The sequence below is a fragment of the Bradyrhizobium sp. SMVTL-02 genome, assembly GCF_051853005.1.
In the GTDB taxonomy this organism is placed as follows: domain Bacteria; phylum Pseudomonadota; class Alphaproteobacteria; order Rhizobiales; family Xanthobacteraceae; genus Bradyrhizobium.
Genome location: NZ_CP182469.1, coordinates 298,689 through 314,482, shown reverse-complemented (window position 1 = coordinate 314,482; position 15,794 = coordinate 298,689). Strand labels below are relative to the sequence as shown.

Genomic DNA, 15,794 nt, shown 5'->3' with positions numbered 1-15,794 from the left:
AACGCCACGTTCACCATCTGCCGAAAACCAGCATCGTGACCGGCCGGCGCATTCGGCCTCGCAACAACCCTTATACTTTTACTCCCTACTCATCGAAGCAGGGGAACCCGCCAGGTGCGGTTCGAGTGACCCGCGTAAGAGTAAAAGCGTATGAACACCGCACGCATTGTCGTTCTCGTCATCGCGCTCGGCGCCGGCGGCGTCGCTGCGTATCTGGCGAGCGGGTATCAGAATGCACCCGCACCCGTCGCTCCCGTCGCCGAGAAGCTGCCGACGGTCGAGGTTCTGATCGCGAAGAACGACATCCAGCTCGGTCAGGCCGTAAAGCCCGACGACCTGCAATGGCAGACCTGGCCGGCGGCGACCGCGAGCAGCGCCTTCATCCGCCGCGACGCCAGGCCCGACGCCCAGATGCAGATCGCCGGCGCGATCGCACGCGTCCCGCTGATGCAGGGCGAGCCGATCCGCGAGCAGAAGCTGGTGAGGGCCGAAGGCTCCGGCTTCATGGCCGCGATCCTGCCCTCGGGCATGCGGGCGGTCTCCACCGAGATTTCCGCCGAGACCGCCGCCGGCGGCTTCATCCTGCCGAACGACCGCGTCGATGTCGTGCTGACGCGCCGCCTGAAGAATCCCGACCCCAGCGGCGCGAGCGCCGGCAACGACCTCATCGTGTCTGAGGTCATCCTGTCCAACATCCGTGTGCTCGCGATCGACCAGGCGCCGAAGGAAAAAGATGGCCAGACCGCCGTCATCGGCAAGACCGTCACGCTCGAGCTCAAGCCCGATCAGGTCGCGACGCTGTCGGCCGCGCGCCAGGGCGGCACGCTCCAGCTCGCGCTGCGCAGCATCGTCGATGTCAACGCAACCGAACTCACGGTCGAGGATCAGGCGGCCAAGCGTTCCGGCGGGGTGAACGTGATCCGTTACGGGGTGCAGGTGCGGCAACTGACGTCACAGAAGTGATGGGGATAGAATGAACTTTGGGGATGATCGGACGGGCCTGCGCATTCGGGGGAATCGCGCAAGCACGTTCTGGACGGGGGCGATGCTGATGCTGGGGCTGCTCGCAGCCCCCGAGATGGTCAGCGCTGCTGCAGATGCACCGGTCGGCGACCAGGCACCGATGCAGATGCCGGATCTCGGCGTCTCGACGGTCGGCTCGATCGCGCCGGCGAAGACGCGTTTTCTCTCGCTTGGCGTCGGCAAATCCGTCGTCATCGACCTGCCGCGCGAGGTCAAGGACGTGCTGGTGGCCGATCCCAAGATCGCCAATGCGGTGATCCGCTCGGCCCAGCGCGCTTACATCATCGGCGGCCAGGTCGGCCAGACCAACGTCGTTTTCTTCACCGCCGACGGCCAGCAGGTCGCCGCCTACGACATCGCAGTGAAACGCGATCTCAACGGCATGCGTTCGGCGCTGCGCCAGTCGCTGCCAGGCGTGCAGATCGAAGGCGTCGGCGACAGCGTGATGCTGACCGGCTCGGTGTCGAGCCCGGTCGAGGCCCAGCAGGCCGGCGACGTCGCCGCCAAGCTCGTCGGCGGCTCGGACAAGGTCGTCAACAATATCGTCGTGCGCGGCCGCGATCAGGTGATGCTCAAGGTCGTCGTCGGCGAAGTGCGCCGCGACATCGTCAAGCAGCTCGGCGTCGATCTCAGCGCCAGCCTGAATGCCGGCACCGCGGTGGTGAATTTCAACAACTCCAACCCGTTCTCGGTCTCCGGTGGCCCGCTCGTCAGCAGCAACGGGCTCGGTGTCACCGGGCTCGCAAAAGGCGTGGCCACGGTCAACGCCACGATGCGCGCGATGGAAAGCGCCGGCGTGATGCGGACCCTGGCTGAGCCCAGCCTGACGGCGATCTCCGGCGAGTCCGCCACTTTCATTGCCGGCGGCGAATTCCCGATCCCTGCGGGCTATTCCTGCGATCCGGTCACCCATGTCTGTACCACCCAGATCACCTACAAGAAGTTCGGCATCTCCCTGAACTTCACGCCGGTCGTGCTCAGCGAGGGACGCATCAGCCTGCGCGTGATGACCGAGGTCTCGGAGCTGTCGAATCAGAACGCCATCTCCGTGACGCAGGCGGTGTCCGCGGGCCAGACCAGCTCGATCACCATCCCGTCGATCCAGACCCGCCGCGCCGAGACGACGCTGGAAATTCCCTCGGGCGGCTCGATGGCGATGGCCGGCCTGATCCAGCAGCAGACCAAGCAGGCCATCAACGGCCTGCCCGGCGTCGACCAGGTGCCGATCATCGGCGCACTGTTCCGCAGCCAGGACTTCGTCAACAACGAAACCGAGCTGATGGTGATCGTGACGCCCTATGTGGTGCGCGCGGTCGCTCAGAAGGAATTGTCGCGGCCGGACGACGGCTTCGCGCCGGCCTCGGACGCGCAGACGGCTCTGCTCGGCCGCATGAACCGCCTCTATGGCATCGCGCGGCGCGTCGACCCGGTGGACGGCACGCCCGGCGATTTCGGCTTCATCATCGACTGAGACGACCGGACGGCTTGGGGAGCGGGGCAAGAGGGGATCAAGCGATGACGAACACGACAGAGGATCGACGTCGCGGCGTAAGCATCGCGCTGGTGCTGACGGGGCTCTCCGTCATGCTCGGCGCCTGCAACACCACAGGCGAGATCGTCACCGAGACGGTGCCGACCGACTATCGCCAGCGCCACCCGATCGCGGTGCAGGAAGGCAAGAAATCGATCGTGATCTTCGTCGGCAAGGCGCGCGGCGGCCTCTCGGACGCGCAGCACTCCGACGTCGCGGGCATCGCCCGGGACTGGGTGCGCGAGGGCACCGGCTCCGTCGTCGTCGACGTGCCGGTGGACACCGCGAATTCGCGCGCGGCCGCGGCGAGCTATCAGGAAATCCGTGCCGTGCTGGCAACCGGCGGCGTGCCGTCGCGCGCCATCGTCAAGCGTCCCTATCGGCCCGAGGATCCGGGCCTGCTGCCCACCATCCGTCTCAGTTATTCCAGGATCGCCGCGGTCGCCGGCCCCTGCGGGCTATGGCCGGAGGACATCGGGCCGTCCATTCTCGACCCCGGCTACAACGAGAACCACCCGTACTTCAATCTGGGCTGCGCCAGCCAGCGCAACCTCGCGGCGATGATCGACAATCCCGCCGACCTCGAGCAGCCGCGTTCGGAAACACCGGCTTACACCGCGCGGCGCGACATTGCCTTCGACCGCTATCGCAAGGGCACCCCGATCGCCACCATCAATCCCGACGCCGAGAAGGCCAAACTCAGCGACACAGGCAAATGACAGGCTTCAACGACGACGACGAAGCGGACGGTCCGCGGCACCCCGAGGAACACATTGCACCGGTTCCTCGCATCTCCGTGCAGGCTTTTTGCGAGACCGAGCAGACGCTCAAGGCGGTGACCGCCGCGGGCGAGGATCGAAGGCTCGCCAAGGCGCATCTCACCGCCAGGGAAGGCGGCTTAGCCGCGGCAATCGAAGCCTATGAATCGATGCCGACGCCGAACGTGATCGTGATCGAATCCGACGGCACGCGCGACATCCTCGAAGGCCTCGACGATCTCGCCGGCGTCTGCGATCCCGGCACCCGCGTGGTCGTGATCGGCAATCCCGGCGATACCGCGCCCTATCGCGAGCTGGTGCGGCGCGGGGTCAACGACTATGTGGTCGGCCCGGTCGAGACGCTCGACGTGGTCCGCTCGATCTGCAGCCTGTTCTCGGCCTCCGAAGCCATCATCACCGGCCGCGTCATCGCGGTGGTCGGCGCCAAGGGCGGCGTCGGCGCGTCCACCGTGGCGCACAACGTGGCCTGGACCATCGCCCGCGACCTTTCGCTCGATTCCGTCGTTATCGATCTCGACCTTGCCTTCGGCACCGCGGGTCTTGATTACAACCAGGACCCGACGCAGGGCATCGCCAATGCGGTGCTGTCGCAGGACCGGCCCGACACCGCGCTGATGGAGCGCCTGCTCGCGAAATGCACCGATCACCTCAGCCTGCTCGCTGCGCCCGCCACCCTCGACCGCGTCTATGATTTCGGCGCCGAAGCGTTTGACGCGGTGTTCGACACGCTGCGCATGACCACGCCCTGCATCGTGCTCGACGTTCCCCATCAATGGTCCGCCTGGACCAAGCGCGCGCTGGTCAACGCCGACGATATCGTGATCGTGGCCGAACCCGATCTCGCCAACCTGCGCAACACCAAGAACATGCTGAGCGTGCTGAAGGCGGCGCGGCCGAACGATCGGCCGCCGCTGTACTGCATCAACCAGGTCGGCATGCACAAGCGTGCCGAGATCGAGGTCAAGGCCTTCGCCAAGACCATGGAGAGCCAGCCGATCGCGGTGATCCCGTTCGATTCGAAGCTGTTCTCGACCGCGGCCAATAATGGCCAGATGATTGCGGAGGTCTCCAAGAACCACCGCACCACCGAGCTGTTCCAGACCATGGCCAACCGCCTCGCCGGACGTGGCGAGGTGAAGAAGCCGAAGCGTTCGCTGCTCGGCCCGCTCCTGAAGAAGCTGAAGGGCCGCTCGGGTCGCGGATCCACCCCGCATCGCAAGGCGTCGTAGGCGCCACAACGATGTTCTCTCCGTTCCCTCCCCCTTTTGGGAAGGGACAGGGAGGGGGGTGCCACACGGGGACTCTTCCGTCGCGCACTCGCACCCGATGCATCGTCAACAACCGGCACCTTTTCCTGGGCTACCCCTCTCCCTAGCCCTCCCCCACAAGGGGGGCGCACCTCCGTCGAGGCGCGAGGCGAGGTTCATCCCATAAGGTCTCAAGAGAGGCGGGCTACTTCTCGGCCCGCTGCTGCAGCTTCTTCGCCAACAGCTGCCGCAGCGCCGCGACCTTGGCCGCGGCCTGGTCCGGCGGCAAATCTGCCTTCACGAGGATTTCAGCCTCGGCCTCGCGGCCTTGCAATCCCAGCACCAGCGCGAGATTGGCACGGATCCGCACATCGTTCTGATTGCGCTGATAGGCGCGGCCGAGCACCTGTTCGGCCTTCGGCAGATTGTTCTGCAGCATGTAGGACAGGCCGAGATTGGACAGAACCTGCGGCTCGTCAGGCACGATCTTCAAGGCGCTCGCGTAATATTGCTGCGCTTCCTCGTTGCGGCCGAGCTGATCGAGCGCCGCGCCCTGCGCCGACAGGATCCGCCAGTCGGGATCCTCGGGCGAATGCGCGCGGCCCAGAACATCGAAAGCCTGCTGGAAATTGCCGTTGTCGGCGAGCGCGCGGCCGTAGCCGGCGAGCAGCGCCTTGTTGCTGGGATGGGCGAGCACGGCCTGCTCGAGCACCGCGACCGCCTGGGCGCGCTGGCCGCTGCCGCGCAGCGCCTTGCCGTATTCGATCGCAATGGCGGGATCGCTGGGCTTGGCGCGATAGCGCTCGCGCAGCGCGTCCATGTCCGTCCTGGTGTCGGCCTTGCCGGCCGTTGTCTCCGTCTTGCCGCCGAGCGCGCCGGTGACGTCCTCGAGGCTCGTCGTCTGACAGCCGCCGAGGACAAGCGCGACGAGGGCGGGAAGCAGCAATCTCGCCGGGCGGAAGGCGAGGGACGAACGCTTGGGCATACTCTGATCACTCGGCAACTGATCAGAGATGCTTACCGATTAACGCTAAAGTCCCGTTAAGGACGCGCGCCTGCCCTATTGTTCGAGCATGATCTTCCCGGAAAACCGCCTCAGACTTTTCCGGATCATGCTCTAGTCGACGAATTCGGCACCGAATTCGCAGCCGATGCGCCAGCGCAGGCGGCATTGGCGGGAATAGTCCGGCGCGAAGATGATGGTGAATTGCGGCGGCACTTCCAGAAATTCCGCCACGACCTTCACACCCCCGTCCGAGATATCCGTGATCGTGCAGTCCCTGGGCAGTGAGCCCGCCCCAAAATGAATCTTGGCGAGCCGGCTGCACACCCGACGTTCGCTTCTCCGGCGATTTGCAAGCATTGAACTGTTCACCCGTTAGACCACGGCCCATCCCGCAGCCTTAGGAGTAGCGGACATTCGTTGGGATGTGCTGAGGGCAGAAGCTCGCATTCGAAGCGTAGTGTCGGGATCGCGTTCACGGCTTGTTAGGGCTTTCCCCGCCGGGGCAATGTTCCTGTATTGTTCTTGCGGAGAGCGCCCTGCTCTGCTACCTTTGATTGTGCAAGAGGGGCAGGCTGGTTCGGCATGGTTCAACGGGTTTCTACCGTCGCCTTTGAGGGAATCGAGGCCCGCGCGGTCGACGTGCAGGTGCAAGTCGCGCCGGGCCTGCCGGCCTTCTCCATCGTCGGCCTGCCGGACAAGGCGGTGTCGGAGGCGCGCGAGCGGGTGCGCTCGGCGCTGATCGCCTCAGGGCTCGCGCTGCCGGCGCGGCGGATCATCGTCAATCTGGCGCCCGCCGACGTCCCGAAGGAAGGCAGCCACTACGACCTGCCGATCGCGCTCGGGCTGATGGCGGCGATCGGCGCGATCCCGCCGGATGCTCTGGCCGGCTTCACCGTGCTCGGCGAACTCGGGCTCGACGGCTCGATCGCAGCCGTCGCCGGCGCGCTCCCCGCCGCAATCGGCGCCAATCAGCGCGAGGAGGGCTTGATCTGCCCGGCCGCCTGCGGCTCGGAGGCGGCGTGGGCGAGCCCCGACATCCAGATCATCGCCGCACAATCGCTGATCCAGATCGCCAACCATTTCAAGGGCACGCAGGTGCTGTCGCGGCCCTCGCCGAAAGTGCACGAGGCCGCCACCTCAAAGCTCGACCTGCGCGACATCAAGGGCCAGGAAAGCGCCAAGCGCGCGCTGGAGATCGCCGCCGCCGGCGGACATCACCTCCTGATGATCGGCGCGCCCGGCGCCGGCAAGTCGATGCTGGCGGCGCGTCTGCCCTCGATCCTGCCGCCGCTGTCGCCGGGTGAACTTCTGGAAGTCTCGATGATCGCCTCCGTCGCCGGCGAGATCGAGGGCGGCGCGCTGACATCGCGGCGGCCGTTCCGTTCGCCGCATCACTCCGCCAGCATGGCTGCGCTCACTGGCGGCGGCATGCGCGCAAAGCCCGGCGAGATCTCGCTCGCGCATCAGGGCGTGCTGTTCCTCGACGAATTGCCGGAGTTCGATCCGCGCGTGCTGGATTCGCTGCGCCAGCCGCTGGAGAACGGCGAGGTCTCGGTTTCCCGCGCCAATCACCGCGTCACCTACCCTGCGCGCTTCATGCTGGTGGCGGCGATGAATCCCTGCCGCTGCGGCAACGCCTTCGAGCCCGGTTACGCCTGCAAGCGCGGCCGCATCGATCGCTGCACGTCGGACTACCAGGCCCGCATCTCGGGTCCCCTGATGGACCGCATCGATCTGCGCATCGAGGTGCCGGCCGTGACCGCCGCCGACCTGATCCTGCCGCCGCCGGCGGAGGGTTCGGCCGAGGTCGCAGCGCGCGTGGCCGCGGCGCGCGACATCCAGCTCGCGCGCTACACTGAAGCGGGCCTGCCCAACATCCGCACCAACGCCGAAGCGCCCGCCTCCGTGCTGGAGGAGATCGCAAAGCCCGATGCGCAGGGTCAAAAACTGCTCCGTGACGCCGCCGAGACCATGCGGCTGTCGGCGCGCGGCTATCACCGCGTGCTGCGGGTGGCGCGCACGCTGGCCGACCTCGATCACGCCGACAAGATCGGCCGGCTGCATCTCGCCGAGGCGCTGTCCTACCGCGCACTCGCGGAGGATGTACGCCAGCTCGCCTGATCATTCCGCGCGTCAACCCGGCGGTAACGAGTTTCCTTTACGCTCTGAAAACCATAAGGCCCGACGCGTTTTCCAAAGGGCCTGGCGAGTAGAGTGTCATGTTGCGTTTCAAGATCCTGGCCTCGGTTGTTCCCCTGTTGGCGGCTGCCGTGTTTTCCCGCGGCGAGATCGGATCGGTCTCGCATCCCTGCATCGCCTTCGGGGAAACCTCCGTCGAGCTGACATCACTGTTCTGGACCGCCGGCGTCCACGTCGCTTTCACCGACGATCCGGCGCGCGCCACGGTCAGGGTCCAGATCACCGACGACGCGGACGCCGCGGACTTTGCAGTCGTGGACGACGGCCTCGGTTCCGAGACCGACTCCTGCCAGCCCAATCCGGCAAATCGCCTCGTCACCATCGCGGCGCAGCCGGTCGATGGCGGCCCGGTCATCTATCTCTCGACTGAAGGCCCCGCCGATTACCGCATCTATGTACGCTCCAGGACGTTCTCGCAGCGCGAGGCCGCAGCGCTGATCGTCGGTGCGCATGCCGGTCATCGCCCGTTCCCGTTCCAGGCCGCCTCGCTCTGAGCCGTTAACACCTCGTCAACCCTGTTTGGAGGCGACCGCAAGACCTCAAGCTGTTCGCAAGGTCGGCGCGCCATCGTCGCAGGCAGCGGCGGTGGGGTTTCGGACAAGAGTCGGGGTGGCGATGAGTCGGACGTTCCGGATCAAGGTGCGCATGCGCCGCTTCAGGCGGCAGCATCCCCGAATCGCATTCGCGATTCGCTCCTTCATGATCTTCTCGGCCACGTTCGGCGGCGCCTATGGCTTCGTCTCCGGCAGTCGCTCCGAGAATTCCGGCTACGATCCCAACGCCTTTGCGATCGGTGCAAGCTTCCTGTTCGCCCTCGCCTGCCTCGGCCTTGCCACGCTGAGCATGCGCTTGCGCTTCGTCAGCAAGCGACTGCGTACCCTCGCCGTCCATAACGAGGCGCTGATCGACCGTAATTGGGAGCTGAAGGAAGCCGAGGAGCGCGCCCGCAGCCTGTTCGAGCAGCAGGGCGATCTGATCGTGCTGCGCGACCATCAGGGCCGCATCACCTTCGCCAACGACGCCTATTGCGCGCTCGCTGGACAGGCACGCGGCGCGCTGGTCGGCACGCGCTTCGATTTCGACGTGCTGGAACAGGGCGACAGCGCCCGCGAAAGCAACGGCACGCGCATCCACGACCAGAAGATCGCCACACCGCACGGCGCGCGCTGGATCGCCTGGCGCGAAGGCTATGTGCGGCTCGACGCCGGCCAGGCGGCCGAACTGCAGAGCGTCGGACGCGACGTCACCGATCGCACCGAGACCGAGCGTGCGCTATCGGAGGCGCGCGACCAGGCCGATGCTGCCAACCGCGCCAAGTCGCGCTTCCTGGCCATGGCCTCGCACGAGATCCGCACCCCCCTTAACGGCATCATCGGCATGGGCGGGCTCCTGCTCGACACCCATCTGACGCCGGAACAGGCGACTTATGCCAGAGCGGTGAAGACTTCCGGCGAAGCGCTGATGGCGCTGATCGAGGAGCTGCTCGACTATTCCAAGATCGAGGCCGGCAAGCTCGACCTCGAGCAGCGTCCGTTCGCGCTCTCCACTCTGATCGAGGAGATCACCGAGCTGCTGGCGCCGCGTGCGCAGGCCAAGCAGCTCGAGATTGCCGCCTATGTCGACGAGCGCCTGCCGCTGGAAGTCGTCGGCGATGCCGCACGGCTGCGCCAGGTGCTGCTCAACCTCGCCGGCAACGCCATCAAGTTCACAGCGAACGGCGGCGTTGCGCTGATGGTCGAGCCCGGCACCTGGCCGAACGAGATTTGTTTCCTGGTCCGCGACACCGGCATCGGCATCGCGCCCGAGGCGCAGCAGCGCATCTTCCGAGAATTCGAGCAGGCCGACGAGCGCGTCGCCCGCACCTATGGCGGCACCGGGCTAGGCCTCGCCATCAGCGAGCGCATCGTCAAGCGCATGGGTGGCCACATCACGCTGACCAGCGAGCCGGGCAAGGGCGCGACCTTCGAGGTCGCAGTGCCGCTCGCGCCGTCGCAGGGAGCCACAGGGCAGACGACGTTCCCGAGCCCTGATCTCGCCGGCAAGTCGATCCTCCTGATCGCCGAGGGCATCGAGGCCTCGCTGATCGCGCGGCGCCTGGAGCGCTGGGGCGCTCAGACCTGCCTGGTGACGGACGCCAGTGTCGCGGAGGCGCTGCTGCCGGAACGCTCCTGGCACGCGGTCTTGATCGATCGCGCCATCGGTCCTGCCGTCGCCGACCGGCTGGGCGAAACCGCCCGCGCGCATGCGCTGCAACGGCTGGTGCTGCTGACGTCGAGCTCGCGGCACGAGAAATTCTCGCTGGCCTTCACCGGCTTCCTGGTGAAGCCGCTTCGCGCCGCCTCGCTCGCCGCACGCCTCACGCTGACGACTGAGATCCCCTCGCCCGACCTCGCGCCGGAACCGCCGGCTGAAGCTCCCGGCGCAGCGCCGGCGCAAGGCCTGTCGATCCTCGTCGCCGAAGACAATGAGATCAACGCGCTGCTGATGCGCTCGCTGCTGACGAAGCTCGGCCACCGCGTCGTCATCGCCGTCCATGGCGAGGCCGCGCTGGAATCCTGGCTGGCGGCAAGCTCGGCCGGAACGCCCTACGATCTCGTCTTGATGGACATCCAGATGCCTCAGCTCGACGGCATCGAGGCGACCAAACGCATCCGCAGCCACGAGGCCTCGACCGACGGTCGGCATACGCCGATCCTGGCGCTGACCGCGAATACGCTGGTCGAGGATCGCTATGCCTGCTTCGAGGCCGGCATGAACGGATTTTTGATCAAGCCGCTGGATCGGGACAAACTCGACGAGGCACTGGCGGGGCTGGCCGCGTCACGGCATCTGGCGATGTAGTCCCCGCTCTCTCCCCGTCATTGCGAGCGCAGCGAAGCAATCCAGAGTCTCTCCGCGGAGACAGTCTGGATTGCTTCGCTGCGCTCGCAGTGACGATGTCGGAAGAGGCGTACTCAAGCAGAGATATCATAGGGTGGGGTTAGCCGAAGGCGTAACCCACCACTGGGTATCTCTGCGGACACGGAAGAGATGGGTTGCGCCGAGCGATGGCGCTTCGCGCAATCGCCGGGCTACCGACCCTCCGAACTGCGGCTCACAACCTCCGCAGCGCTACGCTCTCCACCACGTGATCCGGACCCTTCTTCAGGATCAGCGTCGCGCGGGGGCGGGTGGGCAGGATGTTGTCCTCGAGATTGGCGAGGTTCGTGCGCTCCCAGATGGCGGTCGCGGTCGCGGTCGCCTCTTCGTCCGAGAGCAGCGCATAGCGGTTGAAGTAGGACTTTGGATTGGTGAACGCGGTGTCGCGCAGCGCCAGGAAGCGCTTGATGTACCAGCGCCGCAGCGCGGCCTCGTCGGCGTCGATATAGACCGAGAAGTCGAAGAAGTCGGAGACGACGGGCACCGCCTTGCCGTCGCGCGGCAGCTTGCCGGTCTGCAGCACGTTGACGCCTTCGACGATCAGGATGTCGGGCTGGTCGACCTCGGCCCACTGGCCAGGCACGATGTCGTAGGTCAGATGCGAATAGACCGGCGCGCGGACATCGCGGCGCCCGGACTTGATGTCGGAGAGAAAACCGAGCAGCAGCGGCAGGTCGTAGCTTTCGGGGAAACCCTTCTTCTGCATGATGCCCTGCCGGTCGAGCACGGCATTGGGATACAGGAAACCGTCGGTCGTGATCAGGTCGACCTTCGGACGCGGCGACCAGCGCGCCAGCAGCGCCTGGAGCACGCGGGCCGTGGTGGACTTTCCGACCGCGACCGAGCCGGCAACGCCGATGATGTAGGGCACCTTGCGGTCGCGGATGTTGAGGAACTGGCGCTCCGCGTAATACAGCCGCTGCGTCGCATCGACGTAGATCGACAAGAGGCGCGACAGCGGCAGATAAATGTCCTCGACCTCCTGCAGGTCGAGGCGATCGTGCAGCGAGCGCAGCCGGTCGAATTCGCCCGGCTCCAGCGTCATCGGCGTATCGTCGCGCAGGCGCGCCCACTGCTCGCGCGTATAAACGCGGTACGGATTATACAGTTGCTCCGGTGCGCGGATATCCATGAAGCGACCTCTCCACCTCGGCTAGTTGCCGCTCTTGCGCGACGCCTTCTCTTCCAACCCTGACATGTTCGTCCGCTTGTCCAGCGCGGCTTCGACCTCTTCCAGCTTTATGCCGCGGGCCTTCAAAAGCACAAGGAAATGATAGAGCAGATCGGCACTCTCGGCGATCAGATGCGCGCGATCGTTTTCGACTGCTGCGATTACGGTTTCGACTGCTTCCTCGCCGAACTTCTTGGCGCAATGCTCGGCGCCCTTGTCCAGGAGCTTGCGGGTATAGGAGGCCTCGCCGCCGGACGCGGCGCGGGCGTCGATGGTCTCGGCCAGATCGTGGATCGTGAAACGCGACATCGGACTACTCAGAGACACACTTGGCAGCACACCCGGCCCACGGGGCCATTCCCCGCCGGCTTGTGTAGCATTTTTACGAACGGGAGTCGTCAGGCATCGAGGCGCATCGGCAGCCCGCGCCTCGCCATGTGCTCCTTGGCTTCGCGGATGGTGAACTCCCCGAAGTGGAAGATCGAGGCGGCCAGCACGGCCGTGGCGTGCCCGTCGCGGATACCGTCGACCAGATGGTCGAGATTGCCGACGCCGCCCGAGGCGATCACGGGAACGGGAACGCTGTCGGCAATCGCCCGGGTCAGCGGAATGTCGAAGCCTTGCCGGGTGCCGTCGCGGTCCATCGAGGTGAGCAGGATTTCACCGGCGCCGAGCGAGACCACCTCCTGGGCATATTCGATCGCGTCGATGCCGGTGGAGTTGCGGCCGCCATGGGTGAATATTTCCCAGCGGTCGCCGCCCGGGCGCTTGACGCGCTTGGCGTCGATCGCCACCACCACGCATTGCTCGCCGAATTTTTCGGCAGCTTCCTTGACGAATTCGCGCCGCGACACCGCGGCGCTGTTGATCGAGACCTTGTCCGCGCCGGCGCGCAGCAGCGTCTTGATGTCGTTGACCTCGCGCACGCCGCCGCCGACGGTCACAGGCATGAAGCAGGCCTCCGCCGTGCGTCGGACCACGTCGAGCATGATGCCGCGGTTTTCATGGGTCGCGGTGATGTCGAGGAAGGTGAGCTCGTCGGCGCCGGCGGCGTCATAGGCGATCGCGGCTTCGACGGGATCGCCGGCATCGCGCAGATCGACGAAGTTGACGCCCTTGACGACGCGGCCGTCCTTGACGTCGAGGCAGGGGATCACGCGCACCTTGAACATGTGTCAGCTCCCAGCGCGCGCGTTGCGGATCAGGGTGAGGGCGGCGGCGGGATCGAGCCGGCCGTCGTAGAGCGCACGGCCGGCGATCGCGCCGGCGAGCTTCTTCGCCCGCGGCGTCAGCATCGCCTCGACGTCCTCGATCGAGGCAAGACCGCCGGAGGCGATCACGGGGATCGAGATGGCATCGGCGAGCGCGATGGTCGCCTCCAGGTTCAGGCCCTTGAGCAGGCCGTCGCGCGCGATGTCGGTGAAGATGATGGCGGCAACGCCGGCATCTTCGAAGCGTTTTGCGATCTCCAGCACAGTCACCTGCGAAGTCTCGGCCCAGCCTTCGACCGCGACCTTGCCGTCGCGGGCATCGAGGCCCACGGCGACGCGGCCGGGGAATTTCCTGGCCGCCGACTTCACCAGTTCAGGATCGCGCACCGCGGCGGTGCCGATGATGACGCGGGTGATGCCCTTGTCGAGCCAGGCTTCGACGGTCTTCAGATCGCGAATGCCGCCGCCGAGCTGCACCGGGATCCCGATCGTCTTCAGCATCGCCTCGACGGCCTCGGCATTCACCGGCTTGCCGGCAAAGGCGCCGTCGAGATCGACGACGTGGAGATACTCAAAGCCCTGCTCGGCAAAGCTCTGCGCCTGGGCGGCGGGATTGAGGTTGAAAACGGTCGCGCGCGCCATGTCGCCTTGCTCGAGGCGCACGCACTGGCCGTTCTTGAGGTCGATTGCCGGAAAGAGAATCATGTCGTACCTGCTGTCGTCCCCGTCATGGGGACGGACTTGTCAGCTGAGCACTCCGTCATTGCGAGCGCAGCGAAGCAATCCAGACTGCCGCCGCGGAAAGACGCTGGATTGCTTCGCTGCGCTCGCAATGAAGAGGTGAAAGCCGTCGAATCCATCACGGTTTCCATCGCAAGAAGTTCGAGATCAGGGCCAAACCAAAGCGCTGGCTCTTCTCGGGGTGAAACTGCGTGCCGATTGCGGTGTCCTTCGCGACGATCGCGGTGACAGGCCCGCCGTAATCGGCGCGCGCGAGGACGTCCGCCTCGCTGGCGGGATTGAGGTGATAGGAGTGCACGAAATAGGCGTGCTGGCCCTCGGGGCCGAGCGGCAGCTTGTTCAGCACCGGATGGTCCCTCAGCACCTCGAGCGTGTTCCAGCCCATGTGCGGGATCTTCAGGCTTTCGTCGCGCGGCGTGATCTTCTCGACGTCGCCCCCGATCCAGTTCAGGCCTTCGGTGATGACGTGCTCCTTGCCGCGGCTCGCCATCAGCTGCATGCCGACGCAGATGCCGAAGAACGGCCGCGCCTTGACGCGCACCGCCTCGGTGATCGCCTCGACCATGCCGTTGACGGCATCGAGCCCGCGGCGGCAGTCGGCGAAGGCGCCGACGCCGGGCAGCACCAGACGGTCAGCCTCGTAGGCCTGATCGGGATCGCTGGTGACGAAAACCTTTTGCGGATTTTCGAGGCTGCGCGCCGCGCGCTCGAAAGCCTTGGCGGCGGAATGCAGATTCCCGGAACCGTAATCGATGATGGCGACGCTCATCTTGACCCTCCCGGTTCTGGAAACAATCCAATGATGCCGCCGGCCGGAATCGGCGGCGGGTTCGAAAACTGCTGGCCCGGCGTGTTGCGGGTCGGCGGCGGGCCGCCGCGGTCGACGGCCCATTGATCGTTGACGATGCCGTGCTGCTTCTGGCTCCAGCGCTCGAAGAAGCGACGCTCGGCGGTGTCATGGTCGTCGGCGATGACGATGTCGAGCTGCCGCCACTTGCCGCGGGACAGCGTCCAGCGCCGCAGGCTGGAGGCCTCGAGGCCCATCAGCAGCGCGAGGACGATATCGGCGAAGAAGATCGAGCTGCGGCCGAGACCCAGGCTGGAGAGCCCGGCATGGAAGGCCGCGATGAAGATCACCCAGCCGATCAGCGCCAGCCACAGCCGATTCCACAGCAGCCAGAACGGGCCGAAGATCATCGCCCAGAAATGGAAGCCGTCGCGCACGAAGACGAACTTGTCGGTCGCGCGCAGATCGGCTCCGCCAGGGAAGGGAGCATGTACTGTGTAGACAGGCATGGTGATGCCCCGCTCTCTATGTTCAGTGATGCCGCCGGCGGCGTTCGCCGCAAAACGGAGATGTCAGCCGCCGAGCGAGCCCTTGGTGGACGGGATTTCGCCCACAGCCTTCGGATCGATCGCAACGGCGGTGCGCAGCGCCCGCGCCAGACCCTTGAAGCAGGACTCGGCGATATGGTGGCTGTTATCGCCATATAGGGTCTCGACGTGGAGAGTCACGCCGGCGTTGATGGCGAAGGCCTGGAACCACTCGCGCACCAGTTCGGTGTCGAACTCGCCGATCTTGTCGCGGGGGAAGTCGGCCTTGAACACCAGGAACGGTCGGCCCGAGATGTCGATGACCACGCGCGACAGCGTCTCGTCCATGGGCATGTGAACGCCGGCATAGCGGGTGATGCCCGCCATGTTGCCGAGCGCCTGCTTGACCGCCTGGCCGAGCGCGATGCCGGTGTCTTCGGTGGTATGGTGATAATCAATGTGCAGGTCGCCCGCCGCCTTCACCGTGAGGTCGATGCGGGAATGGCGGGCGAGGAGATCGAGCATATGGTCGAAAAAGCCGATGCCGGTCGCGATATTGGCCACGCCGGTGCCATCGAGGTTCACGGACACCTCGATGTCGGTTTCCTTGGTCTTGCGCTTGATCGTCGCGGTGCGCATTGAAAGCTGGCTTT

Annotated in this window: 16 protein-coding genes; 7 read left to right on the top strand and 9 right to left on the bottom strand. The window is 66.0% G+C overall.

What is annotated here, in order from left to right; genetic code table 11:
• Nucleotides 1-150: 150 nt before the first annotated feature.
• From cpaB to ACNJYB_RS01440, 4 genes are read left to right on the top strand one after another with little or no spacing between them, the layout of a single operon-like run.
• On the top strand, nucleotides 151-963 hold the full coding sequence (cpaB, locus tag ACNJYB_RS01455; protein WP_439372373.1) for a Flp pilus assembly protein CpaB: 813 nt from the start codon (nucleotides 151-153) through the stop codon (nucleotides 961-963).
• A gap of 10 nt (nucleotides 964-973) precedes the next feature.
• Nucleotides 974-2,494 carry a type II and III secretion system protein family protein gene (locus tag ACNJYB_RS01450; RefSeq protein WP_439372372.1) on the top strand — a complete coding sequence of 507 codons (1,521 nt, stop codon included), beginning with the start codon at nucleotides 974-976 and terminating at the stop codon, nucleotides 2,492-2,494.
• Between the two features lie 44 nt (nucleotides 2,495-2,538).
• Nucleotides 2,539-3,273 (top strand): CpaD family pilus assembly protein, encoded by a 735-nt coding sequence (locus ACNJYB_RS01445; RefSeq protein ID WP_439372371.1) that lies wholly within the window; start codon nucleotides 2,539-2,541, stop codon nucleotides 3,271-3,273.
• Nucleotides 3,270-4,562 carry an AAA family ATPase gene (locus ACNJYB_RS01440; protein ID WP_439372370.1) on the top strand — a complete coding sequence of 431 codons (1,293 nt, stop codon included), beginning with the start codon at nucleotides 3,270-3,272 and terminating at the stop codon, nucleotides 4,560-4,562. Before ACNJYB_RS01445 ends, ACNJYB_RS01440 begins: the two co-directional genes overlap by 4 nt.
• Before the next feature lie 223 nt (nucleotides 4,563-4,785).
• Here ACNJYB_RS01440 and ACNJYB_RS01435 read toward each other — a convergent pair whose 3' ends face one another.
• Together ACNJYB_RS01435 and ACNJYB_RS01430 are read right to left on the bottom strand one after the other, a co-directional pair.
• Nucleotides 4,786-5,565, bottom strand: coding sequence for a tetratricopeptide repeat protein (locus ACNJYB_RS01435; protein ID WP_439372369.1), 780 nt, complete (start codon nucleotides 5,563-5,565; stop codon nucleotides 4,786-4,788).
• A gap of 132 nt (nucleotides 5,566-5,697) precedes the next feature.
• Nucleotides 5,698-5,943, bottom strand: a complete 246-nt coding sequence (locus ACNJYB_RS01430) for a PilZ domain-containing protein (protein WP_018644993.1) — start codon at nucleotides 5,941-5,943, stop codon at nucleotides 5,698-5,700.
• Nucleotides 5,944-6,168: 225 nt separating this feature from the next.
• Here ACNJYB_RS01430 and ACNJYB_RS01425 point away from each other — a divergent pair, with 225 nt between their 5' ends.
• From ACNJYB_RS01425 to ACNJYB_RS01415, 3 genes are all read left to right on the top strand, one after another.
• The gene (locus ACNJYB_RS01425) at nucleotides 6,169-7,707 is read left to right on the top strand and encodes a YifB family Mg chelatase-like AAA ATPase (protein ID WP_439372368.1); all 1,539 of its coding nucleotides are present in this window, start codon (nucleotides 6,169-6,171) and stop codon (nucleotides 7,705-7,707) included.
• Nucleotides 7,708-7,805: 98 nt separating this feature from the next.
• On the top strand, nucleotides 7,806-8,279 hold the full coding sequence (locus ACNJYB_RS01420; RefSeq protein ID WP_439372367.1) for a hypothetical protein: 474 nt from the start codon (nucleotides 7,806-7,808) through the stop codon (nucleotides 8,277-8,279).
• Nucleotides 8,280-8,400: 121 nt separating this feature from the next.
• Nucleotides 8,401-10,626: an ATP-binding protein gene (locus ACNJYB_RS01415; RefSeq protein ID WP_439372366.1), complete on the top strand. Its 2,226-nt coding sequence runs from the start codon at nucleotides 8,401-8,403 to the stop codon at nucleotides 10,624-10,626.
• A gap of 253 nt (nucleotides 10,627-10,879) precedes the next feature.
• On the opposite strand, the gene coaA is transcribed toward ACNJYB_RS01415, so the two are convergent.
• The 7 genes from coaA to hisB form a co-directional block, all read right to left on the bottom strand.
• Nucleotides 10,880-11,836, bottom strand: coding sequence for a type I pantothenate kinase (gene coaA / locus ACNJYB_RS01410; RefSeq protein WP_439372365.1), 957 nt, complete (start codon nucleotides 11,834-11,836; stop codon nucleotides 10,880-10,882).
• 21 nt (nucleotides 11,837-11,857) lie between these two features.
• On the bottom strand, nucleotides 11,858-12,184 hold the full coding sequence (locus ACNJYB_RS01405; protein WP_212348423.1) for a phosphoribosyl-ATP diphosphatase: 327 nt from the start codon (nucleotides 12,182-12,184) through the stop codon (nucleotides 11,858-11,860).
• Nucleotides 12,185-12,273: 89 nt separating this feature from the next.
• Entirely contained in the window at nucleotides 12,274-13,047 is a 774-nt protein-coding gene (hisF, locus tag ACNJYB_RS01400; RefSeq protein WP_018646048.1) for an imidazole glycerol phosphate synthase subunit HisF, read from the bottom strand.
• Between the two features lie 3 nt (nucleotides 13,048-13,050).
• Nucleotides 13,051-13,791 carry a 1-(5-phosphoribosyl)-5-[(5-phosphoribosylamino)methylideneamino]imidazole-4-carboxamide isomerase gene (gene hisA, locus ACNJYB_RS01395; RefSeq protein WP_439372364.1) on the bottom strand — a complete coding sequence of 247 codons (741 nt, stop codon included), beginning with the start codon at nucleotides 13,789-13,791 and terminating at the stop codon, nucleotides 13,051-13,053.
• Between the two features lie 154 nt (nucleotides 13,792-13,945).
• Nucleotides 13,946-14,596 carry an imidazole glycerol phosphate synthase subunit HisH gene (gene hisH, locus ACNJYB_RS01390; protein ID WP_439372363.1) on the bottom strand — a complete coding sequence of 217 codons (651 nt, stop codon included), beginning with the start codon at nucleotides 14,594-14,596 and terminating at the stop codon, nucleotides 13,946-13,948.
• Complete coding sequence (locus tag ACNJYB_RS01385) at nucleotides 14,593-15,123, bottom strand: DUF2628 domain-containing protein (RefSeq protein WP_439372362.1); 531 nt, start codon at nucleotides 15,121-15,123, stop codon at nucleotides 14,593-14,595. The genes hisH and ACNJYB_RS01385 overlap by 4 nt, the downstream gene beginning before the upstream one ends.
• 63 nt (nucleotides 15,124-15,186) lie before the next feature.
• Nucleotides 15,187-15,780 carry an imidazoleglycerol-phosphate dehydratase HisB gene (gene hisB, locus ACNJYB_RS01380; RefSeq protein ID WP_439375773.1) on the bottom strand — a complete coding sequence of 198 codons (594 nt, stop codon included), beginning with the start codon at nucleotides 15,778-15,780 and terminating at the stop codon, nucleotides 15,187-15,189.
• Nucleotides 15,781-15,794: the final 14 nt, after the last annotated feature.